Here is a 22,864-nt window from a genome sequence, read left to right on the forward strand (position 1 = left end):
TTATCACCTACGGTCTTGTTTTTTGGGTATCTACATACCATTTAATAGTCTCGGAACTTACATTACCTGCTGTGCTTACAAAGTAGTTACGAGTCCAGAGACTCGGCATTGCTTTGAGCTGAGGAAATTCTTCCCTTAATTGGAGCGAAGTGCAACCTTTAATCTGCTTCATTATGTTTGGAATAGACATAGTTGGCAGTACACTTACAAAAATATGTACGTGGTCTATATGACATTCCAAAGCAAGGATTTCAATACCTTGTTTATCACATTCAGCAATAGTAAGCTCTTTAAACCTATCCTCAACACCTTGAATGTTAAATATTTTTCTGCGGTATCGAGGACAAAACACAAAATGGTAGTTGATCAATGATACGGTCGTCTTTGTATGTTTGTATTCATTCTTCATAAATATATAGTAGCATGTTTGTAGATGTTAGTCGATGAAATTTCTACAAAAGTAGTAAAGAGATGGGCTATCATCCTCATGGTTGAAACCGTGGGTTTTCTCGCCCACATGGGTTATAATATCATCACGGTGCGCTTCTTTATAGATGATCTGATCCACTTCATCATGACCCATATCACAATAGATTGTCTCATATTCTCCATTGATAATATGGGAATAATCACAAAAGACAATCATTTCTATGTTGTAGTCTAATGCCAACTGGTAAAGTTCTTCTTTATTAGGACAAGCATCCCCATCAATAAGCAGTCTCATTTTAATAGTCCTACTAGATATAAGATAAATGTAAACAGATATCCTCCTATTAATCCTCCAATATGTCCAGTCTTTGATATTCCTGGCATTAGGAAGGTAAATAGAAGATTGATGATAATAATATAAAGATAACCTTGAAGAATTAACATGAAATAATTATCTTTACTGAAAAGCGCTAATCCTATCATTGCGCCAAAGTAAGCAAAAGCAACGCCTGATGCCCCAATGGTCATATGATTATCTAGCCTTGGGAAATACATTGGTGCCAATACTGTAAATAATGATGATGTCAGCATCCCCATTATAACAAGTGGAATATAGTAAATTCCTAGCATAGATTCGAAATAATTTCCGAGGAAATAAATACAGTACATGTTCATAAATAGGTGCATGATGTTTTCATGAATGAAATGACAGGTAATCATACGCCACCATTCACCTTCACGTACTTTAGGAACATAAAGTGCACCCAACTTCATTATAGATGTTGTGTGATCTTCTTTTGATATAAAGTTGATATAGATAAAAACAACGACACAAATAAAAATATAACTATTTGTTATCATATAAGATCTCCTTATTCATCTTCTAATAGACAAACTGACTGAGAAACAATGCCTTCTCCTCTACCAACAAATCCCATCTTTTCTCCTCTTGTAGCCTTGATGTTAATCTGTGATTCATCACAGTGTAAGACGTTAGCTACATTTTTTCTCATTAAAGGAATATAAGGTGCCATCTTAGGCTGTTCTGTCATGATGATTGCATCAATGTTTCCTACTTTATAATGATTCTCTTTCATTAATCGATAGCATTCTTCTAACAGAATCATGGATGAAATCCCCTTGTAGCGAGGATCAGTATCAGGAAAATGTTTTCCAATATCACCTAATCCCATTGCACCAATAATACATTCAATAATAGCATGTAAAAGTACATCCGCATCGCTGTGTCCTTTTAATCCTTTTTCATAAGGTATTTCTACACCTCCGAGGATGAGTTTTCTTCCTTCTACTAGCTGATGAATATCAATTGATTGTCCTATTCTCATATTATGCCTCTCTTTCACACATATTCTAACACAAAAAAAGAACAGGGTTATATTTCCTGTTCTTATTTTCCGTATTTCTTATCGTGAGCAGCATTAACTAATCCCTGGAATAATGGATGTGCTCTATTTGGACGTGATTTGAATTCTGGATGGAACTGACATGCAATGAAGTAAGGATGTTCTGGTACTTCAATGATTTCCACCAAGTCTCTCTTAGGATTCTTTCCTGAGATAACAAGTCCTGCATCGACAAGAATATCTCTGTAGACATTATTGAATTCATAACGATGTCTATGTCTTTCTTTGATTGTTTCTTCTTTATATAAAGAAGCTGCTTTTGTATTTGGTGCGATAGCACAAGTATAATCACCTAAACGCTGAGTACCACCCATTGTTTCTAATGACTGATCGTTCATTAATGTGATCAATGGTGTCATACAGTTCTTATCGAACTCTAATGAGTTAACATCTTCTAGATGACATACATTTCTAGCAAATTCAATAGAAGCTAACTGCATACCTAAACAGATTCCTAAGAATGGAATATCATGTTCTCTAGCATACTGGATAGCAGTGATCATACCTTCAATACCACGGTATCCAAATCCACCTGGCACTAAGATACCATCAGCATCTTCTAATACCTTAGCAACATTTTCCTTGTTGATTTCTTCAGAGTTTACCCATTCAATTTCAACTTCACTATTAGCATAGTATCCGGCATGATGTAATGATTCATTAACTGAAATGTAAGCATCAGGTAACTGGATATATTTACCAACCATCTTGATTTTTACTTTATCTTTTAGATTCTTAACTCTTTCAATTAATTCATCCCATTCTTTCATATCAGCTTCTGGAGCTTCTAAATGGAAATGTTCTAATACAAGATCATCCATATGCTGCTTATGTAACATTGAAGAAAGTTCATATAATACATCTACATTATAGTTAGAAATTACAGCCTTTGTTGGAATATTACAGAATAATGAAATCTTATCTTTAAGATCCTGAGTAATTTCATGATCACTTCTACAAACAACGATATCAGGCTGGATACCATATCCTAACATCTGTTTAACTGAATGCTGAGTTGGTTTAGTCTTAACTTCCTTAGATCCACCTAAATATGGAAGAAGAGTTGTATGGATATATAAAGTATTATCATATCCTAAATCAAGTCTTACCTGTCTGATTGCTTCAATAAATGGTAATGATTCAATATCACCAACTGTACCACCTACTTCTGTGATGACAATATCAGCATCACTAGAAGAAGCAGCTTTATAAATACGATCTTTAATTTCATTTGTAATATGAGGAACCACCTGAACTGTTGCTCCTAAATAATCCCCACGTCTTTCTTTAGCGATAACTGTGCTATAGACTTTCCCAGTTGTAACTGATGAGTTCTTATTTAATTCTACATCGATAAAACGTTCATAATGACCTAAGTCAAGGTCAGTTTCTGCCCCGTCCTGTGTTACGAAGACTTCCCCATGCTGGAATGGAGACATTGTACCTGGGTCAACGTTGATATATGGATCAAGCTTCTGCATGAATACCTTGAACCCTCTGTTTTTTAAAATTCTACCAAGTGATGCAGCAGTTAATCCTTTACCTAACCCTGAAACAACACCACCGGTAACAAAAATAAACTTTGCCATGTCATATTCCTCCTAAAATAAAAAACGCACCACATTTGTGGGTGCCCTCGTATACTCTAGCAAAAAACATTTTACGTTGCAACTATTTTCTCACAAATTAAAAACAATTGTTTTATTGATAAAAAATCAAGTGCTTTATTGATTATTTTTAACAGTTATTTTATCATTAGGAAATAAGGGAGGCACATTATGGATAACAATAAAACACCTCATATTCTTGTAGTCGATGACGAAAAAGAAATCTGTGATTTAATAGAAATCTATTTGACTCAAGAAGGGTTTCAAATTGAAAAAAGATATAATGCATACACTATATTAAGAGATATCGAAAAATTTAAGATTGATCTTGTCATCCTTGATGTCATGATGCCAGATATCGATGGCTTAGAAGCATTAGAGATGATCAGAGAAAAATATAACATTCCTGTTATATTCCTTTCAGCTAAATCATCAGAAGACGATAAGATCGTAGGACTATTAAAAGGAGCCGATGACTATATTGCAAAACCATTCAATGCAATGGAACTTGTTGCACGTGTCAAATCACAGCTAAGAAGAGCTTCTACATATAATCGTCCAATTGGAGAAGCCAACTCCATCATTCAGGCTAATGATCTTGTCATTGATACTAAAAAGAAACAGGTTCTTCTTGATGGTGAATCTGTTAAATTGACAAGAATTGAATACCAGATTCTTATTCTTCTTGCAAGTGATCCTGAAACAGTCTATTCAACAGAAGATATCTTTACAAAAATCTGGAAAGAAAAACCAACGAATGCCAATAATACCATCATGGTACATATTAGAAAGCTTAGAGAAAAGATAGAGAGAGAACCGAGAAAGCCTAGACATGTAAAGACTGTCTGGGGAATCGGATATAAATTCAGTCTATGATGCAAAAAATCAGACATCTGTTTGTGACATCATTCAGATGGCGAATCCTCATCAACATTTCTATTAGCTATGTAGTAGCAGTCATTATCTACGGTTTACTTTCTATATTATTATTGCACATGAACATTTTAGGCAATACACGCATAAGAGATGTCATCTGCTTTATGGTTGCCATGATTTTCTTTATTATTTCTTTCATGAAGTTAATCAATATCAACTTTCATTATATTAATCAAATCAACCAGAAGATTCAGCAAGTTACCATGGGTGACTATGATACCTACTGTGAAATTGAATATGATGATGAATTAGGAATGGTAGCCGCAAATATTAATGCTTTAGCTAATACTCTTAAACATAAAGAAGAAGAGAGTGCCATTCTTAAAGAAAATGAACGACTTGCCTATGATGCAGAAAGAAATGCTGAAAAGCAAAAGAATGAATTGATTACCAATGTAGCTCATGATTTAAGAACACCTTTAACTACAATTATCGGCTATCTTGATCTTCTACGTCAAAATAAGAATCTTGATAGTGATAAGGTTCAAGAGTATGCCAACATTGGCTATGATAAAGCTTTAAGACTAAAATCAATGATGGATGATCTCTTTGAATTCACAAAGATTGATAATCCAAATATGATCATGAATCTCAATATTATCAATATTGCTGAATTGTTATTGCAGATGGAAGATGAATTCTATCCTTCATTTGAAGAACATGATATAAAACCAGAATTCATTATTCCTGCTTCTACTATGAATGTAGTTGGAGATGGACAGCTTCTTGCAAGAGTATTTGAGAACCTTATTTCAAATGCCTTAAAGTATGGCTATAATCACTCTACATTAAAAGTAGAAGCTCTTACTGATGATGATACAATTACTGTAAAAGTCATCAATGAAGGAGATACAATCAATAAAGAAGATATCCCTTACCTCTTTGATAAGTTCTATCGTACTGATGAATCTAGAGGTACTTCACAAGGTGGTACTGGATTAGGATTGGCTATTGCCAAGAATATTGTGAAGATGCATAAGGGACAGATATTGGTTACAAGTCGAGATCATATAACAACTTTTATTGTCATTCTCGCAAGATTTCATAATGAAGAATCAGAGGCATAAGCCTCTGATTTTTATTCAGTCAAAAAAAAGCAAAAAAACTTTTCAAAAGCTATTGACTCTTTATACTTCTTCATGTAAGATATAAATCGTTCTCGATAGAGAAAAAACCGATGGGGGCTTAGCTCAGTTGGGAGAGCATCTGCCTTACAAGCAGAGGGTCAGCGGTTCGAGCCCGTTAGCCCCCACCATTTATTTTCATAAAATGCCGGCTTAGCTCAATTGGTAGAGCAACTGACTTGTAATCAGTAGGTTGTGGGTTCAAGTCCTATAGCCGGCACCATTCTGGGGAGGTAGCGAAGTGGCTAAACGCGGCTGACTGTAACTCAGTTCCTTTTGGTTCGATGGTTCGAATCCGTCCCTCCCCACCATTACTTATTTAATAACTATTTTGCCTCGGTGGCGAAATTGGTAGACGCACGGGACTTAAAATCCCGCGGACTTCAAACTCCGTGCCGGTTCGACTCCGGCCCGAGGCACCATCAATGCGGGTGTAGTTCAATGGTAGAACTTCAGCCTTCCAAGCTGACTACGTGGGTTCGATTCCCATCACCCGCTCCATTTAAAATCAAAGTACGTCAGAGATGATGTACTTTTTATTTTGGCTCTATACCATTGCTTACGTAACACTTCTTCGGAAGTGTTTTATTATACATTATTGATACACGTACGATTTATTAATCATTGAAAAGATGTCTCTATTTCTAAAAAAAGACGACAGGATCAATTTCCCATCGTCTTTTGATAGTCATATAAATGTGCTGTAGTAATAATGTTGAAAAAAATTCAACCAATATCTTATTCCAATAGATATATTTACGTGGTGCAGATGATCATCACGTTTTTTTCGTTCGATTTCTAAGATCAATTCAATATCATTATGTGAAAAGAAACATTTTTCACTTTTCTTTGTTCAACACCGTAATCCTTATCATCTGCCTGCTCGTATTGAGTCATTCATGACAAAATGAATTGTGACTCCTAGAAAATTAAAACAACATGATATCCTACATTCATTTCTTCATTGTATATATACAGCTCATAGGACATATCGTTTGAAATATTATGATGGATATACCTGGTCTTAGGAGAGGACCTTAAGGAAGACAGTTCCTCATTGACACTGTCAAAACTATCGTCATCCTCTTGATCTCCCCAATCTGTATTATAAAATGTTTCAATATCATCTTTCTTTTTTTTGTTGAGTTGACTGAATGGAACAAAGTTTTTAAGCTGTTTCGGTTTTTTTAATGTGAATCTGCATAAATTTGTCATATCATTTTCAAAGCTTGCTTCACTTATATATATGGATTTGTAGCTAAAATCAGTATCCACTTGCAGAGCTATTCTCTTTTTGTTGTTTTTGTAGTTGGGGAGTGAAAGAAACCAGCATGTATGAATCACGCAGAATACTGCAATCACGCCGGCAATCAAAGCAATTCTAAACTTCCTGTTCATTATCATTTGTAAATCCCCTTTCACATTTTGGATATTATTGACGAAATTTTCATGTGGCATCACAAGCTTTTTTTATTCAGATGAATGCTGAAGCCATTTGTGTGCCACCAAGAGACATGTACTAACCTGCAATAGAATTACGAATGATAAAACAATGTAAAATATATATGTAGACTACATGAAAATGGAATGTCAGACAGACTTGTTGATGATGAACTCAACATACTTTTTATAATCCCCATCGCTTTTCTATTATTAACTAAATTATACATCATATATTTCATAACTATAAAAAAATATATATATTTTTGAAAATACTTAAAGTGAAAATTTAAATTCCACTTCTGGCAGTGAAAAGTAGAACTTAGTCTTTCATATAATTCTACTGAAATTTACTCTTACAGTTGCGTTTGCTTTTACGATCTCAAGATATAAAAAATGACCTAAAATAGGTCATTAGTCTTTCTTTAATAATTCCTCTCTATAATCTTTTAATCCTTCTTGAACACCTAAAAATGTTTCCTGTACCCAATTGAACTGTTCATCCGTCATTCTTTTAGCATAGAAATCTGATAGTTTTTTGGCAAATTCATTATGTACTGCCAATGCTTCATAGCCTTTTTGTGTAATGTTTAAAATTGTAAATCGATGATCTTTTTCATAACGTTCTTTAGTTAAGAAGCCTTTTTTAATAATAGATTTTACATTAGTAGTCAATGTACCTACAGTAACACGCAAACGATCTGCGACTGCCCCCATAGTAGGGAACTGTTCTTTTGATACTGCTTCAATAACATTGATTTCTGTTAATGATAATTCAGGATAAGGACCTTTTTTTAGGTAATCTTCTTTTACTTTTTTGGCTAAATAGAACGTATCTGTTATTATGTCCATTAAATCTTTTTCTTTATTTATCATATTTGTTCACCACACAATATTTTACATATTTTACGCGTCAAAGGAAAGTGATTTGTATTTAATTTTTTTATTTCTTAATGAGATTGTGTTGATTGATACTTTATATTTTTCATTTGTTGCTGTAGTAATGGTGATTGTACCATCCGCATTTAGTCTTTCATATTGAATATAGCCATGCTCTTCATCTTCTACAAGAACATCCTTAAGATAAGAACAGCTATTGATTTTATCAAGCAGATCATGTTCATAATCTTTCTTGCAGAAAGAGAAATAGGTCTCATAGATTGTCTTTAACAGTTCTTCTTTACTGCATTTAATAGGTAATCCGGCATATTCTTTATTGTTTATGTTAAGACCTACCCCAATGATAAGATAATGCTTATCTTTCTCATAAATCGTCTCAGTCAAGATTCCTGCGACCTTTTTCTTGTTGACATATATATCATTAGGCCATTTAATTTTTGCATCTATCTGCTGCGATTTTAAGGCACAAACGATGCTGTAGGCCATGATCATAGTCAGTGTGACTCCGTCTCTTTTATCTTCAACAAAAAGGGAGAAGATCAAGTCTTCTCCCTTTTTTGATATCCACTGATGATTGCCACGACCTCGGCCTTTGCTTTGATACTCTGTTGTGACAATTGTTGGAGAAAGACATTCTTTATAATGTTCTTTCAGATAATCATTCGTTGACGGAATTGTCTCAAACGATATAATTTGCATTTATTCTCCAATAGCGAATGTTAATTCTGCCTTAACGACAACTTTACCATCAACTTTAGCAACAGCTTCTCCTACACCGATTGATTTTCTCATTCGTGTAAGTGTACATTCTAATTCAACAACATCTCCAGGTGTAACCTGCCCTTTGAATTTACATTTATTAATACCTGCAAAGAATACAATTTTTCCTTTGTATTCTTCCTGTGAAAGGATTGCGACACATCCTGTCTGAGCAAGCGCTTCTACAATAAGAACGCCTGGCATAACATGATGTTCTGGGAAATGTCCCATGAACTGCATTTCATTAACTGAAATACATTTAATCCCTTTGGCATATTCTCCTGGCTTATAGTCAGTAATACGATCTACAAGGGCAAAAGGATAGCGATGAGGATTAATTTTTGCGATTTCATTACTATTAAGCTGCATGGTCAATCTCCTTAAAAATAATTGTAGCATTATGTCCACCGAATCCTAATGAGTTACTCATTGCAACATGGACATCTTCTTCAATTCCTTTATTTGGAACAATATCAAGATCACATTCAGGATCTTTTTCTTTATAGTTGATTGTTGGTGGTACAAAATGATCTTCAATAGCCTTAACACTAAATACTGCTTCAATACCACCTGCAGCACCTAAACAATGACCAGTATTTCCTTTTGTAGAACTCATTTTTAACTTGTAGGCATGATCTTTGAAAACAGCTTTAACAGCCTGTGTTTCACCTAAATCATTAAGATGAGTAGATGTACCATGAGCGTTGATATAATCAACATCTTCAGGTTTAATATGTGCATCATTTAAAGCATTCTGCATAGATCTAGCGCCACCTTCTCCTTCTGGAGCTGGAGCTGTAATATGATGAGCATCACATGATACACCATAACCGATCATTTCTGCATAGATCTTAGCACCTCTTGCTTTAGCATGTTCATATTCTTCAAGAATAAGAATACCAGCACCTTCACCCATGACAAATCCATTTCTTTCATTGTCAAATGGAATAGAAGCTCTAGATGCATCATCTGATTCAGATAAAGCTTTCATAGAAGTGAATCCACCGATACCAAGTCTTGTGATAGATGCTTCACATCCACCAGCAATCATGACATCCTGATAACCATCTCTGATATTTCTAAATGCATCTCCAATAGCGTTAGTACCACCAGCACATGCAGTAACTGGACAAGTACATAAACCTTTTGCATGATGCATAATCGCAATATGACCAGCAGCTAAGTTAGAAATTGTCATTGGGATAAAGAATGGTGATACACGATCAAACCCTCTCTTTGTACCTTTTTCAAAGTTAGTTTCAATTGATCCTAATCCACCAATACCACTTGATACAACGACACCAAATCTTGTTTGATCAATAGCATTAGTATCAAGACCTGAATCTTTAACCGCTTCATTAGCAGCAATGATACCTAACTGAATAAAACGGTCCATCTTCTTAGCTTCTTTTTTATCAATATAATCAGCGACAGTAAGATCCTTGACTTCCCCTGCCATCTTTACTTTAAAGTTTTCTGTATCAAAATGAGTAATAGGAGCAATACCATTCTTGCCTTCTCTAATAGCCTTCCAAGACTCTTCTACATTATGACCAACAGCATTGATTGTTCCTAACCCCGTAACAACAACTCTTCTTTTCATATTCATTCTCCTTACATGGCCATTCCGCCATCAACACATAACACCTGACCAGTGATATAACGTGCTTCATCACTTGCTAAAAAGGCAATTGCTTCAGCGACATCCTGACACTGTCCAAATGAACCTAATGGAATCTGTGATTTCATTGTTTCTACAATCTCTTCAGGCAATGAAGAAGTCATAGCTGTTTCAATAAATCCAGGTGCTACCGCATTTACAGTTACACCACGAGAACCAAGTTCTCTTGCCAATGACTTAGTCATACCGATTACGCCAGCCTTGCTTGCTGAATAGTTAACCTGGCCAGCATTGCCCATAACACCAACAACTGATGATAAAGAAATAATACGACCAGATTTCTGTTTCATCATTAAACGTGAAGCCTGTTTCATGCAAAGGAATGTACCTTTTAAATTGACATCGATGACATCATTAAAATCTTCTGTCTTCATACGAAGAATAAGATTATCTCTAGTAATTCCTGCATTATTTACTAGAATATCAAGACGTTTAAAGTGAGACTTAATTTCCTTGAACATTCTTGTATTATCATCTTCGTGACAAATATCTCCTTCTACAAGAAGAACTTCAACACCAAATGCTTCACATTCTTTCTTTAAAGCTTCAGCTAAATCACGATTATTGTTATGATCACGGAAATTAATCACAACATTGGCACCATAGCGAGCTAATGTTAATACTGTTTCACGTCCAATACCACGAATACTACCTGTTACAAAAGCGACTTTATTCTTAAGATTCATATTTATCCTCTCAATTCTGAAACAGCTTTTTCAAGTGTTTCCTGATCTTCAACCTGATAAAGCTTGATCTTACGATCAATCTTTTTAACAAAACCACTTAATACTTTACCTGGACCAACTTCAATAATTGTATCTACTCCATGATCAATCATATAACGAATGCTGTCTTCAAAATAAACAGGACTCATAACCTGCTTTTCTAGCATCTGTGCTACAGTGACACCTTCTTCAAGTTCTTTACCAGTACTATTGAAAATAACTGGAAGCTTCATGTCCTTGAAATCAACATTCTTAAAATATTCATGTAATTCTTCACTTGCACTCTTTAATAATGCAGTATGGAAAGGTCCACTTGTCTTTAATGGAATAGCACGTCTTGCACCAGCCTCTAAAGCAAGCTGACTTACTTCATCGACTGCTTCTTCTTCTCCACCGATAACAAGCTGTCCTGGACAGTTGTAATTAGCAATAGAAACAACGCCGCTATTTACTTTTGAAATAGCTTCATTTAATTTATCTCTATCTAATCCAATGATAGCAACCATCTTGCTCTTTAAGCCTTCAACTGCTTTTTCCATAGCTTTTCCACGTACACGTACAAGTTCAACAGCTTCTTTTGGTGTTAATACACCAGCACAAGATAATGCTGAATATTCACCTAAAGAAAGACCACATGTATAATCTGGAACAATTCCTCTATCATTAAGTAAACGAGTAGCCATCACTGCTACCGCAACCATACATGGCTGTGTATTAGCAGTCTGTGATAGTTCTTCTTCGTTTCCTGAAAACATCATTTCTTTAAAGTCAAAGTCGAGAGAGATATCATCTATTACTTCTCTTGCTTCAGGATAATTATCATATAGTGATTTTCCCATCCCAACATACTGACTACCTTGTCCTGCAAAGATCAATCCTAATTTCATTTCTCTCCTCCTGTTAACTCTTCAATGAGTTCCTTAACACTTACAATCTTATTAATGCGTGCACCGTTGGCACCAGCAAAAACAAGACCATCATCGACACGTCCTTCTACAGCATCAATTAATGCTTTCGTAATACAATAAGGCGCATCAACGATATTACATGATGAAATACAACGATAACATTTCTTGATTGGCTGTTTAGCCTGAGCTACCTTTTCCATGAATTTTGTCTTGATGGCTCTACCAGGCATACCTACTGGTGATTGTACAATCATGATGTCTTCTTCTTTCGCATTCACAAAATACTGCTTATATGCTTCATCAGCATCGCATTCATGAGTTGCAATAAAACGTGTTCCAATCTGTACACCATCGGCACCTTTTTCTAAAGCCTGTTCAATATCTTCTTTAGTATAGATTCCGCCAGCTACAAAAATAGGAATGTGCTTATTATATTTTTCTACATAAGGCTGAATAGCCTTCTTTACATCAGGAAGAATATCAAGTAGTTCCTTGCATTTTCCTTCAGCGATTTCTTCTTTCTTAAAGCCTAAATGACCGCCAGCTTTCCATCCTTCAATAACAATGAAATCAGCAGTTCTTTTAAACTTACGATCCCATGAACGAAGAATAAGATTCGCTGCTTTACCAGAAGAAACAATAGGAGCAATCTTTGTTTTAGCATTCCCTACAAGTTCAGGTAACTTCATAGGAAGACCTGCTCCTGAAATAATAGCATCGGCACCACTCTTAACAGCCTGTTTGACATGTTCAGCATAGTCAGATAATGCTACCATGACATTTACTCCAACCATACCTTTTCCGTGAGCAATTTCTTTTGCTTTCTTGATTTCCTTATCAAGTGCACGTAAGTTAGCTTCCTTGACATTCTTATCGAAATCTTTTTCTTTAAAGCCAATCTGAGCTGAAGAAATGATACCCATAGCACCTTCCTTGGCAACATGACCGGCAAGATTTCCTAAGGAAACACCAACACCCATGCCTCCTTGAATAATAGGAACACGAAGTTCACGATTTCCTATTTTTACTGTTCTCATAGATTAACCTCAGCGATCTTTTTCTGTTCTTCTTTTAATTCTTTAAAGAGATTTTCAATAATATTAGCAAGTGTATCTTCCTTATTGACCATACCTGCTACCTGACCTGCCATAAGTGATCCAGTATCTACATCACCTTCTACAACAGCTCTTCTTAATCCACCAAGAGTGAACTTTTCGAGTTCCATCATGCTTGCGCCTTCTTTTTCTCTCTTGATATATTCCTTAGCCATTTTATTCTTGATGATTCTGACAGGAGTACCAGCAATACGACCAGTTACAGTTGTACCAGTATCCTTAGCTTTCAATACTTCCTGACGATAGTTTTCATGAATTGGCGCTTCTTTAGCAGCCAATAACATAGTTCCAACCTGGAATCCATCTGCTCCTAATGCAAGCGCAGCAAGAGCCTGCTTTCCACTTGCAATTCCTCCTGCACCAATAACAGGAATATTAACTGCAGCCTTTACCTGAGGTAAAAGTGCCATAGTTGTTAATTCACCAACATGTCCACCTGATTCTGTTCCTTCTGCAATAACAGCATCAGCACCAGCACGTTCCATTCTTTTTGCAAGAGCAACACTTGGTACAACAGGAATAACAATGATGCCAGCTTCTTTCCAAGCTTTCATATATTTACCTGGATTTCCTGCACCAGTTGTAACAACCTTGATTCCTTCATCAATAACAAGCTGAGCCTGTTTGTCAGCTTCTGGATTCATTAACATCAAGTTGACACCAAATGGCTTATCAGTTAAGCTTTTAGCTTCCTTGATTGCATCCTTTAACATTTCAGCAGTCATTCCACCAGAACCGATAAGACCTAATGCTCCAGCATTACTTGAAGCAGCAGCAAATGCTCCGGTTGCAACACGTGCCATACCACCTTGAATTAGTGGATATTTTATATTCAATGTTTCATTTAACCACATATCATTTTCTCCTTACCATTCCAGTAGATTGGCTCCATAGGCCAAACCGCCGCCAAAGCCTACCAGCATGATCTTCATGCCACGCTTCAGCATGCCTTTCTCGTTCATTTCTGCCAATGCTAGAGGAACACTTGCCCCTGAAGTATTGCCATAACGATCCAAGTTAATATAGAACTTCTCTGATGGAATCTTTAATTTTTTGTAGACATGGGAAATAATTCTCCCATTTGCCTGATGTAATACAAAATAATCAATATCATCATATGTAAGATGAGCTTCTTTTGTTAAATGCTCAATACATTCCGCAATCGAAGATGTCGCAAAACGGAAGACCTCTCTTCCCTGCATTCTCATATAGCCTTCTTCCCTACTTGCAAAAAGTGGGTCAGCCTGTCCTCTTGCTCCATGATAATCAAGATAAAGAGCATCTGCTTTCTCTAATACAACTGCTCCTGCTCCATCACCAAAGAGTACACATGTTGATCGATCAGTAAAATCCATAATTGAAGATAATGTTTCAGCACCTACTACAATGGCATATTTCTTTTTACAGAAATGCATGTAAGATCTAGCTAAAGATAAAGCATATTCAAATCCACTGCATGCTGCATTGATATCTAGGGCAAACACCTCTTCATCAAGACCAAGTCTTTCTTGTAAAAGACAAGCTGTTGAAGGAGTAAAATAAGTATTTGTAATAGATGCTACAAGAATCATTCCTACCTGTGATTTATCAATATCCTTTAAAGCATTCTCACATGCTTTAAAAGCTAGATCTGTGGTATCTTCCCCTTCAGCAAAATGTCTTGTCTTGATACCTGTACGCGTAGAAATCCATTCATCGCTCGTATCAATCTTTTTTGCAAAATCATCATTTGTAACAACACGAGGAGGGACATAATACCCTGTACTTACGATTTTTATGCCATCCATTAAAGTTCCTCCTTCACACCTTCAAAGAATTCAGAAATCTTCTTCAATGTACTTAATAACAATTCATCTGAAACGATATGCTGATCTTCACAGGCGTGATCTATTAATTCTTCAAAAAATTTTTTTCTACATCTTACGGCCTTAAGACCGACAGGTGTTAATTTTACTCTAACTATACGTTTATCAATTTCATCACGAATACGCTGTGCATAGCCCTTCTTTTCTAGCTTGCTCATAGTAATCGTAATTGTTCCATTAGATAATCTAGAACGATGAGCAATATCTCCCATTGTTGGACATTGCATCTGTGTCGTAATATCCAAGATACGTAATTCATTAGAAGAAAGGTCCTTAATACCTTTCTGTTTTAGATAATAATCTTCAAGGACATGCATCTTCTGAAACAAGCATGTAAAACTATCATTAATTAATTCTCTTTGAGAAATAGTACTTTTAGCCACGATAGTCACCAATCTTTCTGAATTTCGCATATCTTCTATTAAGAAGATCTTTTTTAGACACTCTTACTAAAGCATCAAGCTGTTCAGTAATTACCTGTCTAATTTTTCTATAAGTAAGCGCTGGGTCCTTATGTACACCACCTAACGCTTCAGGAATAATTTCATCAATAATGTGTGCTTCATAGAGATCCTTGGCAGTCATCTTCATGACTTCACAAGCTTCTCCAACACGTTCACCCTTAGTATCTTTCCATAAGATAGAAGCAAATCCTTCAGGAGATAATACTGAATACACAGCATTTTCAAGCATCGCAATATGATCGCCGATACTGATTGCTAAAGCGCCTCCTGAACCACCTTCACCGACAACGAAGACGATAACTGGTACTGTTACATCGGATAGAAGCATAAGGCTCTGCCCAATAGCTTCACCAATTCCATTTTCTTCTGCCTCAATACCAGGATAAGCACCCGGTGTATCTACAAATGTAATAATGGGGCGATTAAATTTTTCTGCCTGCTTAATAAGTCTCATCGCTTTACGATACCCATCAGGTGATGCCATACCAAACTGGCATTTCATATTATCATCAAGATTACGACCTTTCTGATGACCAATTACAGTAACTGGAAGGTGATTAAAATATCCAATTCCTCCGACAATTGCCTGATCATCCTTGAAGAAACGATCACCATGCATTTCGATAAAGTCATCAAATAAGTTCGCAATATATTCTTTAATATGGGGTCTTTCACTTTTTCTTGCTAGATAGACACGATCATATGCACTTAAAGAGGAGTACGTATGTTCTTTATATCGTGTGATCGTATCTTCAATTCTTTTTCCTTCAACAGCATCAATAAGATCAGGATCGTTCTTAATGCGCTGTAGCTTTTCTTCTAGCTCTTTAATTTTCTTTTCTTTTTCTTTTAAAGACATAAGCTGCCTCCTAACTGTGCAGATGCAATAGGGTAATCAATGTTTCCCTAGATTTATTTCTTTCTACAATTAAATCTACAAAACCATGTTCTACCAAGAATTCAGATCTCTGGAATCCTTCTGGAAGTTTCTGACGAAGTGTTGATTCAATAACACGAGGACCAGCAAATCCAATAAGTGCACCAGGTTCTGCAATATTAATATCTCCAAGTAATGCAAATGATGCTGTTACACCACCTGTTGTAGGATGTGTCAAATAAGAAATATAAAGTAGACCTGCGTTCATATGTCTTTTCAATGCAGCACATGTTTTACCCATCTGCATAAGTGAGAAGATGCCTTCCTGCATTCTTGCTCCACCACTTGATGAAAAGATAATCAGTGGTCTTTTCTTTCTTGTTGCATATTCAATAGCACGTGTAATCTTTTCACCAGCAACAGTACCCATTGAAGCCATCATGAAATGATTATCCATAACAACTACAACAGTCTTGATATGGCCGATTCTACCACTTGCTACAATGACACCATCATTCATGCCAGTTCTTTTCTTGGCTTTTTCAAGCTTTAGGTCATAATCAGGAAAATCAAGTGGATCATTCGTTTTCATTGAAGACCAATATTCCTTGTATTTTCCATTATCAAATAACTGTTCAAGACGTTCATGACCACTTATATACATATGACGTCCACATTTAGGACAAACATACATATTCTCTTTTATATGAGAAGACAAAACCAGCCCTTCACATTGAGGACATTTGGTATAAATACCATCAGGAATCTCCACATGTTTAGATGCTGGTTTTTTTCCAAGATAATCTTTAAACTCATTAAGTCTATGACGGCGTTCTTTCAGTAATTTATCCATTGTCTGTTACCATCTCTTCTAAATGTTTTTCAATAAAGCTTGTATTAAATCTTCCTTTAATATAATCGGGCTGATGAAGAATATAGAACTGAATTGTCTGGTTTGTCTTAATGCCATCAATAACAAGTTCACCAAGTACCCTTCTCATTCTTCTGATTGCTTCCAGACGAGTTGGTGCATGTACAATGACTTTTGCAGCCATAGAATCATAGAATGGAGAAATCTGATATCCCTGATAAATAAAGGTATCAACTCTCACTCCTGGTCCTCCTGGAATATGAAGAGATTTAATTGTACCTGGACTTGGTGCAAAATTATTGTGTGGATCTTCTGCATTAATACGACATTCAATAGCATGTCCATTTAAATGGATATCTTCTTGTGCATAGTTAAGCTTTAACCCTGAGGCAATACGAATCTGTTCCTTGATAAGATCGATACCTGTGACCATTTCAGTGACAGGATGTTCAACCTGAATTCTCGTATTCATTTCAATAAAATAATATTCTCCTTCAGGAGAAAGAACAAATTCAACGGTTCCGGCATTGGTATAGCCTGCACCTTTAGCTGCCTTAACGGCATCATTACCCATACGTTCTCTTAATTCTTCACTTAAAGCCTTACATGGAGACTCTTCAATCATCTTCTGATTTCGTCTTTGAATTGAACAATCTCTTTCTCCTAAGTGAATAACATGTCCATGTTCATCAGCTAAAATCTGGAACTCTACATGTTTAGGATTAAGAACTAATTTTTCAACGTACATATCATCATCACCAAAAGCTGCTTTTGCTTCTGCCTTGGCTGTTTCGAAAGCTTTCTTTAATTCCTCTTCCTTGTAGGCACGACGCATACCACGTCCACCTCCACCAGCACTTGCCTTAATCAGTACTGGATAGCCAATGCGATCAACAACTTCTTTTAATGCTTCATATGTATTGACAGATCCTTCACTACCTGGAACAACTGGAACACCAGCTTCAATCATCATTTCTCTGGCCTTTGACTTATTACCAAGAGCATCGATAACTTCAGGCTTAGGCCCAATAAACTTCATGCCACATTCTTCTACAAGCGCCGCAAATTCTGTGTTTTCAGAAAGAAAACCAAAACCTGGATGAATGGCATCACAGCCAGTCTGGCTTGCAGCTTCAATAATTGCGCCCATGTTTAGATAGCTTTCTGCTGGACGTGGTCCGCCAATGCACACAGCTTCATCCGCAAGCTGTGTGTGCAAAGACGTACGATCAGCAGTTGAATAGATCGCAACCGTCTCTATCCCAAGCTCTTTACATGTACGAATAATACGTACCGCGATTTCTCCACGGTTTGCAATAAGTATCTTCTTTAACATAGCTATTCCTCAATGATCATGATCATCTGATCAAATTCCACCATATCTCCTGAATCAGGTACGATTCTTGCAACCTTACCATTACATGGTGCCTTGATTTCATTCATGACTTTCATAGCTTCAATGATACAAAGTGTCTGTCCTTCTTTGACAGTATCACCTTCCTGAACAAATGGTTGCGCATCAGGAGAAGGAGCACGATAGAATGTTCCTACTAATGGCGATTTCACTTCTGTTCCTGTAATAAGATCAGGAGTCCCTGCGCTCGATTGAGCAGGTGTTGGTGCTGGTGCAGCTGGTGCTGATGCAACAGGTGCAGGAGAGACAGGAGCCTGTACAAGTACAGGCTGATTAGTTCCTTCTTTTTCCATTTCCAGCTTAAGATCATTCATTTCAATTTTCATCTTACTGATTTCCGCTTCTTCGAAAGCTTTAATCAAATCTTTTACTAAATCCACTGTCTGTCTCCTTTGATTATCAAAGTTTGAATTTCAAGTTATAATTCTAAAAAAATATTAGGCGTTTTCTTCAACGTAATCTACGATGTCTTTAACAGTCTTCATTTCGCCTGCTTTTTCATCAGGAATTTCAATTCCGAATTCGTCTTCGATTGCCATGATTAATTCTACTGCATCTAATGAATCTGCTTCTAAGTCATCAGATAATGATGCTTCTAATACTACCTTATCTTCGTCTACACTTAATGAATCAATAATAATTTCTTTTACTTTATCAAATGTCATAATATTTTCCTCCTCTTATTGATTACAGGTGCATGATAACACTAATGTTTTGATTTGTAAATAGTTTGATATTAAAAACTTATATTTTACCAAAGTTTTAATTTGCGCTATTTAATGAGACTTTTTTGTTTTGATACACAAATCTTTTTAACTTTTTTGCAAGCATAACAGATACAATGACCTTTGCAAGATCACCTGGTAAAAATGGAATTACACAAGCAGTAAGCGCAACGATAATCGATGATTTTGTGACAAATACAAAATATACTGTTCCGATTGTATAACATACAATTGAACCAACAAGAAGTGCTAATCCCCATCTTACATACGATTCTTTTTCTCCGGCAATAAGGTTAATTAAATATGCCATAATTGGGAAACTGAATAAGAATCCTCCTGCTGGACCAACAAGTGCTGCAACGCCACCACTAAATCCACTAAATACACTTAATCCGATAGCCCCCATCAATATGTATAATGATGTGCTGATCAAAGTAACACGACGGCTACTTGTTAATGCGATAAAATAAATTGCAAGTGTCTGCATAGTAATTGGTACTCTTGTAGGAAGCTGAATGCTGATCTGTGCAAATACTGCAATCAAGCAAACAAACAACGCACACTGTACCATCTCTTTTGTTTCTAACTTCAAAATATATACCCCCTTGTTGGTTATAATGCCACAAATATCATTAATAGTAAAGAACTCTTTTACATTTAGTTTGCTATACTAGTTACTTTTCTTATTGAGACTTAGTGAAATTGCTTTTAAACAGGGGAACTTTCGCCATTCTTTCATTTCATAAAAAAAATCAAAAAATACTAAAAAAAAGTATTGCCAACCTCTAAAATATATGATAAATTACTAATGCACACGAAAGAGATGCCTGTTTAGCTCAGTTGGTTAGAGCATCTGACTGTTAATCAGGGGGTCGTAGGTTCGAGTCCTACAACAGGCGCCAGTGGCGGATTGGAGAAACGGTTAACTCACATGCCTTTCACGCATGCATTCACGGGTTCGAATCCCGTATCCGTCACCATTTGTAGACATGACACACATTCTTACGAATGTGTGTTTTTTCTTTATGCAAAAATACCAGAGCGTTATGCGCTCTGGTATTTATTATATAGCATACCTTCTTTTAAGCTTTCAGCATCTTTTCCAAGGATTTCCACTAATGCATAAGCAAATGCCATGGCTGTAGCTGGTCCTCTAGAAGTGATCATTTTTCCATCAATGACAACAGCATCTTCTTTGTAGTTGCCTTCTTTTAAATAAGATTCAATCTCTTCACCAGGGTAAGATGTTACATTTTTTCCTTTTACAATACCAGCTTTTCCTAAAACCATAGGAGCAGCACAGATAGCAGCCACGTACTTATCTTCTTCAAAATATTTTTTGAATAGATCTGTTACACGCTGATCATCTCTTAAGACCCAAGCTCCTCCTCCACCAGGAGCAATAAGCATATCATAGTGATCCATGTCTTCAAAACATTTATCAGCCATAACCTTAATGCCTCTAGAAGAAGTTACTTCTAATGTTTCATTTACTGAGACTGTATCTACATCAAGATCAGCTCTTCTTAAAATATCTACTACCCCAAGTGCTTCGATTTCTTCAAAACCGTTTGCTAATAAAACCGCAGTTTTCATTTTGTCTCTCCTTTCCAATTTCAGCAATAACAGTTTACGTTCTCTTCCACCGGCATATCCCCCAATATCTCCACTCGTTGAGATAATGCGATGACATCCTACAATGATAGGAAAAGGATTCTTCTTACATGCCTGGCCAACAGCCTGATAGGCTTTCATAGATAACTTTTGGGCAATATCCTTATAACTTGCACATTGTCCATATGAAACATCCGCAATGGCCTTCCATACTTTCTTTTCAAAAGGAGTTCCAATAAAGCGAAGAGGCAAATCAAAATGTGTTCTTTGATGCGCCAAGTATTCTCTTATTTCCTTGATAGCTTTCTTCTTAATAGATGTTTCTTGGTATATCCCCTCTATTTTCTTATAAGAAACTCTCGTCAGGATCTCGTTTTCACTTTCAATATAAAGTGTTCCTATTCTTGTTTCATAAGCATAAACTGTTCTACTTACTATAATGTATCATCCATTCCTTTCATTATCAAATCTACACAATGGTCAATGCCAAGCTTTCCGCTATTTAAGCTCATATGATAATTTGTGGCATCTCCCCACTTATAGTTTGTGTAGTAGCGATAGTACGCTTTACGTCTTTTATCTTTGTCTTTAATACGTTTTTCAGGACTATCTGTTCTTTCTCCATACTTATTGACAATACGTTCTGCTCTAAAATCCATATCCGCATGGATAAAGACATGGAAGACATCTTCTCTATCCTTTAAAATATAGTCCGCACAGCGTCCAACAATGATACAGTTGCCTTTATTTGCTAAATTAGTAATAGCCTCTCTCTGGGCAATAAACAGCTGATCTGAGACAGATCCACCAGCATTTGTCCACATGAAGCTAAATAGATTCTTTTTGTTGGCATCTTCGCCATGTTCTTTAATGTAATCTTCTTCTAGGCCACTTTCCATTGTCATTTTCTTTACAAATTCATAATCATAGACATCATAGCCCAATTTTTCACCAAGGGCTTTTCCAATAGTACGACCACCACTTCCAAATTCTCTTGTAATAGTAATAACGCGATACTTCATATTATCCCTCTTTTCTTACTCTTTCTACTTTTATTATAAAAAATCCTAGTTAAAAAGAGGAGAAAAATCACCAAGATAAAAAATAAAGCAGGCCTTAGCCTGCTTTACTCTTTAAATAATGTACCCGAACCTTCATTAGAGAAGATTTCAATCAAGATAGAATGTGGAATACGTCCATCAATAATAACTGCTTTTCTTACTCCATTATTAAGAGCATTGGTAATACAGTCCACTTTTGGAATCATTCCTCCAGCAATTACGCCCTTTTCTTTTAGCGTGTTGACATCATCAATTGTCACTGATGAAATCAATGACTGTTCATCATCTTTATCTTCTAATAAGCCAGGAATATCACTGACTACAAGAAGGTTCTCTGCATTTAATGCTGCTGCAATCGCTGCGGCAGCAGTATCTGCGTTAATATTGTAAGAATGACCTTCTTCATCCATTCCGACACTTGCAACTACGGGGATATAATCTTTTTCTAGAAGATCCATCAATACTTCTGCATTAACTTCTTCAATTGCTCCTACATACCCAAGTTCTTTATCAGCACATTTAGCCTTCAATAGCATATTATCTATACCTGAAAGGCCTACGGCCTTATTGCCGTGCGTATGAATTCTTTTAACAAGGTTCTTATTGACTTTACCAGCCAATACTTCCTGTACAATTTCTATTGTTTCTTCATCGGTATATCTTAAACCGTTAATAAACTTTGACTCTTTATGCGCTCTTTTTAATGCATTATTGATTTCAGGTCCTCCTCCATGTACAAGGATGACATGAATGCCAACAAGGTTCATTAGACAGACATCATTGATGACATTATCAATAAGCACTTCATTAACCATTGCATTACCACCATATTTCACAACAACGATCTTATCGTGATATTCCTGCATATAGGGTACAGCTTCTGATAAAATCTGCGCTTTTAATACAGCATGCTGCGTCATAAAAT

General features: G+C 36.1%; 27 protein-coding genes and 7 tRNA genes. 9 read left to right on the top strand and 25 right to left on the bottom strand.

From position 1 onward, the window contains the following. Positions 1–7: 7 nt before the first annotated feature. From tnpA to T513_RS0106210, 5 genes are all read right to left on the bottom strand, one after another. Entirely contained in the window at positions 8–409 is a 402-nt protein-coding gene (gene tnpA, locus T513_RS0106190) for an IS200/IS605 family transposase (protein WP_031589414.1), read from the bottom strand. 27 nt (positions 410–436) lie between these two features. Beyond that, a complete protein-coding gene (locus T513_RS0106195) occupies positions 437–724 on the bottom strand; it encodes a DUF188 domain-containing protein (protein ID WP_051654411.1) in 288 nt (95 codons plus the stop codon). Beyond that, positions 721–1,290 (bottom strand): rhomboid family intramembrane serine protease, encoded by a 570-nt coding sequence (locus T513_RS0106200; protein ID WP_031589416.1) that lies wholly within the window; start codon positions 1,288–1,290, stop codon positions 721–723. The genes T513_RS0106195 and T513_RS0106200 overlap by 4 nt, the downstream gene beginning before the upstream one ends. Positions 1,291–1,301: 11 nt before the next feature. Beyond that, positions 1,302–1,775, bottom strand: a complete 474-nt coding sequence (ispF, locus tag T513_RS0106205; protein WP_029071621.1) for a 2-C-methyl-D-erythritol 2,4-cyclodiphosphate synthase — start codon at positions 1,773–1,775, stop codon at positions 1,302–1,304. A gap of 62 nt (positions 1,776–1,837) precedes the next feature. Then, positions 1,838–3,442, bottom strand: a complete 1,605-nt coding sequence (locus T513_RS0106210; protein WP_031589417.1) for a CTP synthase — start codon at positions 3,440–3,442, stop codon at positions 1,838–1,840. 189 nt (positions 3,443–3,631) lie between these two features. Here T513_RS0106210 and T513_RS0106215 point away from each other — a divergent pair, with 189 nt between their 5' ends. From T513_RS0106215 to T513_RS0106245, 7 genes are all read left to right on the top strand, one after another. After that, positions 3,632–4,336, top strand: a complete 705-nt coding sequence (locus tag T513_RS0106215; RefSeq protein WP_029071623.1) for a response regulator transcription factor — start codon at positions 3,632–3,634, stop codon at positions 4,334–4,336. Beyond that, positions 4,333–5,463, top strand: coding sequence for a sensor histidine kinase (locus tag T513_RS0106220; RefSeq protein ID WP_029071624.1), 1,131 nt, complete (start codon positions 4,333–4,335; stop codon positions 5,461–5,463). The genes T513_RS0106215 and T513_RS0106220 overlap by 4 nt, the downstream gene beginning before the upstream one ends. Positions 5,464–5,575: 112 nt before the next feature. Continuing rightward, positions 5,576–5,651: transfer RNA gene (locus T513_RS0106225), tRNA-Val, on the top strand. 16 nt (positions 5,652–5,667) lie between these two features. Further along, positions 5,668–5,743, top strand: a tRNA-Thr gene (locus T513_RS0106230). A gap of 4 nt (positions 5,744–5,747) precedes the next feature. Beyond that, positions 5,748–5,831, top strand: a tRNA-Tyr gene (locus T513_RS0106235). A gap of 22 nt (positions 5,832–5,853) precedes the next feature. Then, positions 5,854–5,942 (top strand) — tRNA-Leu (locus tag T513_RS0106240). Positions 5,943–5,947: 5 nt separating this feature from the next. Beyond that, positions 5,948–6,021 (top strand) — tRNA-Gly (locus tag T513_RS0106245). Between the two features lie 420 nt (positions 6,022–6,441). Here the strand turns inward: T513_RS0106245 and T513_RS0106255 are convergent. The 17 genes from T513_RS0106255 to T513_RS0106335 form a co-directional block, all read right to left on the bottom strand. Next, positions 6,442–6,924, bottom strand: a complete 483-nt coding sequence (locus tag T513_RS0106255) for a hypothetical protein (protein ID WP_031589418.1) — start codon at positions 6,922–6,924, stop codon at positions 6,442–6,444. A gap of 450 nt (positions 6,925–7,374) precedes the next feature. Further along, a complete protein-coding gene (locus tag T513_RS0106260) occupies positions 7,375–7,836 on the bottom strand; it encodes a MarR family winged helix-turn-helix transcriptional regulator (protein ID WP_051550673.1) in 462 nt (153 codons plus the stop codon). Between the two features lie 30 nt (positions 7,837–7,866). Further along, positions 7,867–8,559 (bottom strand): biotin--[acetyl-CoA-carboxylase] ligase, encoded by a 693-nt coding sequence (locus T513_RS11765; RefSeq protein ID WP_051550674.1) that lies wholly within the window; start codon positions 8,557–8,559, stop codon positions 7,867–7,869. Beyond that, positions 8,560–8,988 (bottom strand): 3-hydroxyacyl-ACP dehydratase FabZ, encoded by a 429-nt coding sequence (gene fabZ / locus T513_RS0106270; RefSeq protein WP_029071627.1) that lies wholly within the window; start codon positions 8,986–8,988, stop codon positions 8,560–8,562. It abuts the gene before it with no gap. After that, on the bottom strand, positions 8,978–10,222 hold the full coding sequence (gene fabF, locus T513_RS0106275) for a beta-ketoacyl-ACP synthase II (RefSeq protein ID WP_031589422.1): 1,245 nt from the start codon (positions 10,220–10,222) through the stop codon (positions 8,978–8,980). The genes fabZ and fabF overlap by 11 nt, the downstream gene beginning before the upstream one ends. An 11-nt stretch (positions 10,223–10,233) precedes the next feature. Further along, positions 10,234–10,986 carry a 3-oxoacyl-[acyl-carrier-protein] reductase gene (gene fabG / locus T513_RS0106280; RefSeq protein WP_031589423.1) on the bottom strand — a complete coding sequence of 251 codons (753 nt, stop codon included), beginning with the start codon at positions 10,984–10,986 and terminating at the stop codon, positions 10,234–10,236. Positions 10,987–10,988: 2 nt separating this feature from the next. Then, on the bottom strand, positions 10,989–11,912 hold the full coding sequence (gene fabD, locus T513_RS0106285; RefSeq protein WP_029071630.1) for an ACP S-malonyltransferase: 924 nt from the start codon (positions 11,910–11,912) through the stop codon (positions 10,989–10,991). Beyond that, positions 11,909–12,970, bottom strand: coding sequence for an NAD(P)H-dependent flavin oxidoreductase (locus tag T513_RS0106290; RefSeq protein WP_029071631.1), 1,062 nt, complete (start codon positions 12,968–12,970; stop codon positions 11,909–11,911). The genes fabD and T513_RS0106290 overlap by 4 nt, the downstream gene beginning before the upstream one ends. After that, a complete protein-coding gene (locus T513_RS0106295; RefSeq protein ID WP_029071632.1) occupies positions 12,967–13,902 on the bottom strand; it encodes a nitronate monooxygenase in 936 nt (311 codons plus the stop codon). The genes T513_RS0106290 and T513_RS0106295 overlap by 4 nt, the downstream gene beginning before the upstream one ends. 12 nt (positions 13,903–13,914) lie before the next feature. After that, positions 13,915–14,835 carry a beta-ketoacyl-ACP synthase III gene (locus T513_RS0106300; RefSeq protein WP_031589425.1) on the bottom strand — a complete coding sequence of 307 codons (921 nt, stop codon included), beginning with the start codon at positions 14,833–14,835 and terminating at the stop codon, positions 13,915–13,917. Further along, positions 14,835–15,296, bottom strand: coding sequence for a MarR family winged helix-turn-helix transcriptional regulator (locus tag T513_RS0106305; protein ID WP_031589427.1), 462 nt, complete (start codon positions 15,294–15,296; stop codon positions 14,835–14,837). The genes T513_RS0106300 and T513_RS0106305 overlap by 1 nt, the downstream gene beginning before the upstream one ends. Beyond that, positions 15,289–16,236 (bottom strand): acetyl-CoA carboxylase carboxyltransferase subunit alpha, encoded by a 948-nt coding sequence (locus T513_RS0106310; RefSeq protein WP_029071635.1) that lies wholly within the window; start codon positions 16,234–16,236, stop codon positions 15,289–15,291. The genes T513_RS0106305 and T513_RS0106310 overlap by 8 nt, the downstream gene beginning before the upstream one ends. Positions 16,237–16,246: 10 nt before the next feature. Continuing rightward, positions 16,247–17,107, bottom strand: coding sequence for an acetyl-CoA carboxylase, carboxyltransferase subunit beta (gene accD, locus T513_RS0106315; RefSeq protein WP_029072600.1), 861 nt, complete (start codon positions 17,105–17,107; stop codon positions 16,247–16,249). Continuing rightward, positions 17,100–18,461, bottom strand: a complete 1,362-nt coding sequence (locus tag T513_RS0106320) for an acetyl-CoA carboxylase biotin carboxylase subunit (RefSeq protein WP_029071637.1) — start codon at positions 18,459–18,461, stop codon at positions 17,100–17,102. Before T513_RS0106320 ends, accD begins: the two co-directional genes overlap by 8 nt. A 2-nt stretch (positions 18,462–18,463) precedes the next feature. Then, positions 18,464–18,919, bottom strand: coding sequence for an acetyl-CoA carboxylase biotin carboxyl carrier protein (gene accB / locus T513_RS0106325; RefSeq protein ID WP_029071638.1), 456 nt, complete (start codon positions 18,917–18,919; stop codon positions 18,464–18,466). A 57-nt stretch (positions 18,920–18,976) separates the two neighbouring features. Continuing rightward, positions 18,977–19,204, bottom strand: a complete 228-nt coding sequence (gene acpP, locus T513_RS0106330; RefSeq protein WP_029071639.1) for an acyl carrier protein — start codon at positions 19,202–19,204, stop codon at positions 18,977–18,979. A gap of 97 nt (positions 19,205–19,301) precedes the next feature. After that, positions 19,302–19,856: a biotin transporter BioY gene (locus T513_RS0106335; RefSeq protein ID WP_051654412.1), complete on the bottom strand. Its 555-nt coding sequence runs from the start codon at positions 19,854–19,856 to the stop codon at positions 19,302–19,304. Between the two features lie 233 nt (positions 19,857–20,089). On the opposite strand from T513_RS0106335, the gene T513_RS0106340 reads away from it, so the two are divergent. Further along, a tRNA-Asn gene (locus tag T513_RS0106340) sits at positions 20,090–20,166 on the top strand. 2 nt (positions 20,167–20,168) lie between these two features. Next, positions 20,169–20,244: transfer RNA gene (locus tag T513_RS0106345), tRNA-Glu, on the top strand. A 64-nt stretch (positions 20,245–20,308) separates the two neighbouring features. On the opposite strand, the gene T513_RS0106350 is transcribed toward T513_RS0106345, so the two are convergent. The 3 genes from T513_RS0106350 to argB all read right to left on the bottom strand — a co-directional run bounded on the left by T513_RS0106350 (position 20,309) and on the right by argB (position 22,859). Next, positions 20,309–21,157, bottom strand: coding sequence for a DJ-1 family glyoxalase III (locus tag T513_RS0106350; protein WP_080692707.1), 849 nt, complete (start codon positions 21,155–21,157; stop codon positions 20,309–20,311). A 155-nt stretch (positions 21,158–21,312) separates the two neighbouring features. Beyond that, on the bottom strand, positions 21,313–21,900 hold the full coding sequence (locus tag T513_RS0106355; protein ID WP_029071642.1) for a cytidylate kinase-like family protein: 588 nt from the start codon (positions 21,898–21,900) through the stop codon (positions 21,313–21,315). Between the two features lie 104 nt (positions 21,901–22,004). Next, on the bottom strand, positions 22,005–22,859 hold the full coding sequence (gene argB / locus T513_RS0106360) for an acetylglutamate kinase (RefSeq protein ID WP_031589431.1): 855 nt from the start codon (positions 22,857–22,859) through the stop codon (positions 22,005–22,007). Between the last annotated feature and the right edge of the window lie 5 nt (positions 22,860–22,864).

The sequence above is a fragment of the Kandleria vitulina DSM 20405 genome (assembly GCF_000702065.1).
Taxonomy (GTDB): Bacteria; Bacillota_I; Bacilli_A; order Erysipelotrichales; family Coprobacillaceae; genus Kandleria; species Kandleria vitulina.

What these genes read in the sequence shown, in the direction of transcription:
- tnpA (WP_031589414.1), bottom strand. Translation starts at nt 409, where the DNA reads ATGAAGAATGAATACAAACATACAAAGACGACCGTATCATTGATCAAC.
- T513_RS0106195 (WP_051654411.1), bottom strand. Translation starts at nt 724, where the DNA reads ATGAGACTGCTTATTGATGGGGATGCTTGTCCTAATAAAGAAGAACTT.
- T513_RS0106200 (WP_031589416.1), bottom strand. Translation starts at nt 1,290, where the DNA reads ATGATAACAAATAGTTATATTTTTATTTGTGTCGTTGTTTTTATCTAT.
- ispF (WP_029071621.1), bottom strand. Translation starts at nt 1,775, where the DNA reads ATGAGAATAGGACAATCAATTGATATTCATCAGCTAGTAGAAGGAAGA.
- T513_RS0106210 (WP_031589417.1), bottom strand. Translation starts at nt 3,442, where the DNA reads ATGGCAAAGTTTATTTTTGTTACCGGTGGTGTTGTTTCAGGGTTAGGT.
- T513_RS0106215 (WP_029071623.1), top strand. Translation starts at nt 3,632, where the DNA reads ATGGATAACAATAAAACACCTCATATTCTTGTAGTCGATGACGAAAAA.
- T513_RS0106220 (WP_029071624.1), top strand. Translation starts at nt 4,333, where the DNA reads ATGATGCAAAAAATCAGACATCTGTTTGTGACATCATTCAGATGGCGA.
- T513_RS0106255 (WP_031589418.1), bottom strand. Translation starts at nt 6,924, where the DNA reads ATGATAATGAACAGGAAGTTTAGAATTGCTTTGATTGCCGGCGTGATT.
- T513_RS0106260 (WP_051550673.1), bottom strand. Translation starts at nt 7,836, where the DNA reads ATGATAAATAAAGAAAAAGATTTAATGGACATAATAACAGATACGTTC.
- T513_RS11765 (WP_051550674.1), bottom strand. Translation starts at nt 8,559, where the DNA reads ATGCAAATTATATCGTTTGAGACAATTCCGTCAACGAATGATTATCTG.
- fabZ (WP_029071627.1), bottom strand. Translation starts at nt 8,988, where the DNA reads ATGCAGCTTAATAGTAATGAAATCGCAAAAATTAATCCTCATCGCTAT.
- fabF (WP_031589422.1), bottom strand. Translation starts at nt 10,222, where the DNA reads ATGAAAAGAAGAGTTGTTGTTACGGGGTTAGGAACAATCAATGCTGTT.
- fabG (WP_031589423.1), bottom strand. Translation starts at nt 10,986, where the DNA reads ATGAATCTTAAGAATAAAGTCGCTTTTGTAACAGGTAGTATTCGTGGT.
- fabD (WP_029071630.1), bottom strand. Translation starts at nt 11,912, where the DNA reads ATGAAATTAGGATTGATCTTTGCAGGACAAGGTAGTCAGTATGTTGGG.
- T513_RS0106290 (WP_029071631.1), bottom strand. Translation starts at nt 12,970, where the DNA reads ATGAGAACAGTAAAAATAGGAAATCGTGAACTTCGTGTTCCTATTATT.
- T513_RS0106295 (WP_029071632.1), bottom strand. Translation starts at nt 13,902, where the DNA reads ATGTGGTTAAATGAAACATTGAATATAAAATATCCACTAATTCAAGGT.
- T513_RS0106300 (WP_031589425.1), bottom strand. Translation starts at nt 14,835, where the DNA reads ATGGATGGCATAAAAATCGTAAGTACAGGGTATTATGTCCCTCCTCGT.
- T513_RS0106310 (WP_029071635.1), bottom strand. Translation starts at nt 16,236, where the DNA reads ATGTCTTTAAAAGAAAAAGAAAAGAAAATTAAAGAGCTAGAAGAAAAG.
- accD (WP_029072600.1), bottom strand. Translation starts at nt 17,107, where the DNA reads ATGGATAAATTACTGAAAGAACGCCGTCATAGACTTAATGAGTTTAAA.
- T513_RS0106320 (WP_029071637.1), bottom strand. Translation starts at nt 18,461, where the DNA reads ATGTTAAAGAAGATACTTATTGCAAACCGTGGAGAAATCGCGGTACGT.
- acpP (WP_029071639.1), bottom strand. Translation starts at nt 19,204, where the DNA reads ATGACATTTGATAAAGTAAAAGAAATTATTATTGATTCATTAAGTGTA.
- T513_RS0106355 (WP_029071642.1), bottom strand. Translation starts at nt 21,900, where the DNA reads ATGAAGTATCGCGTTATTACTATTACAAGAGAATTTGGAAGTGGTGGT.
- argB (WP_031589431.1), bottom strand. Translation starts at nt 22,859, where the DNA reads ATGACGCAGCATGCTGTATTAAAAGCGCAGATTTTATCAGAAGCTGTA.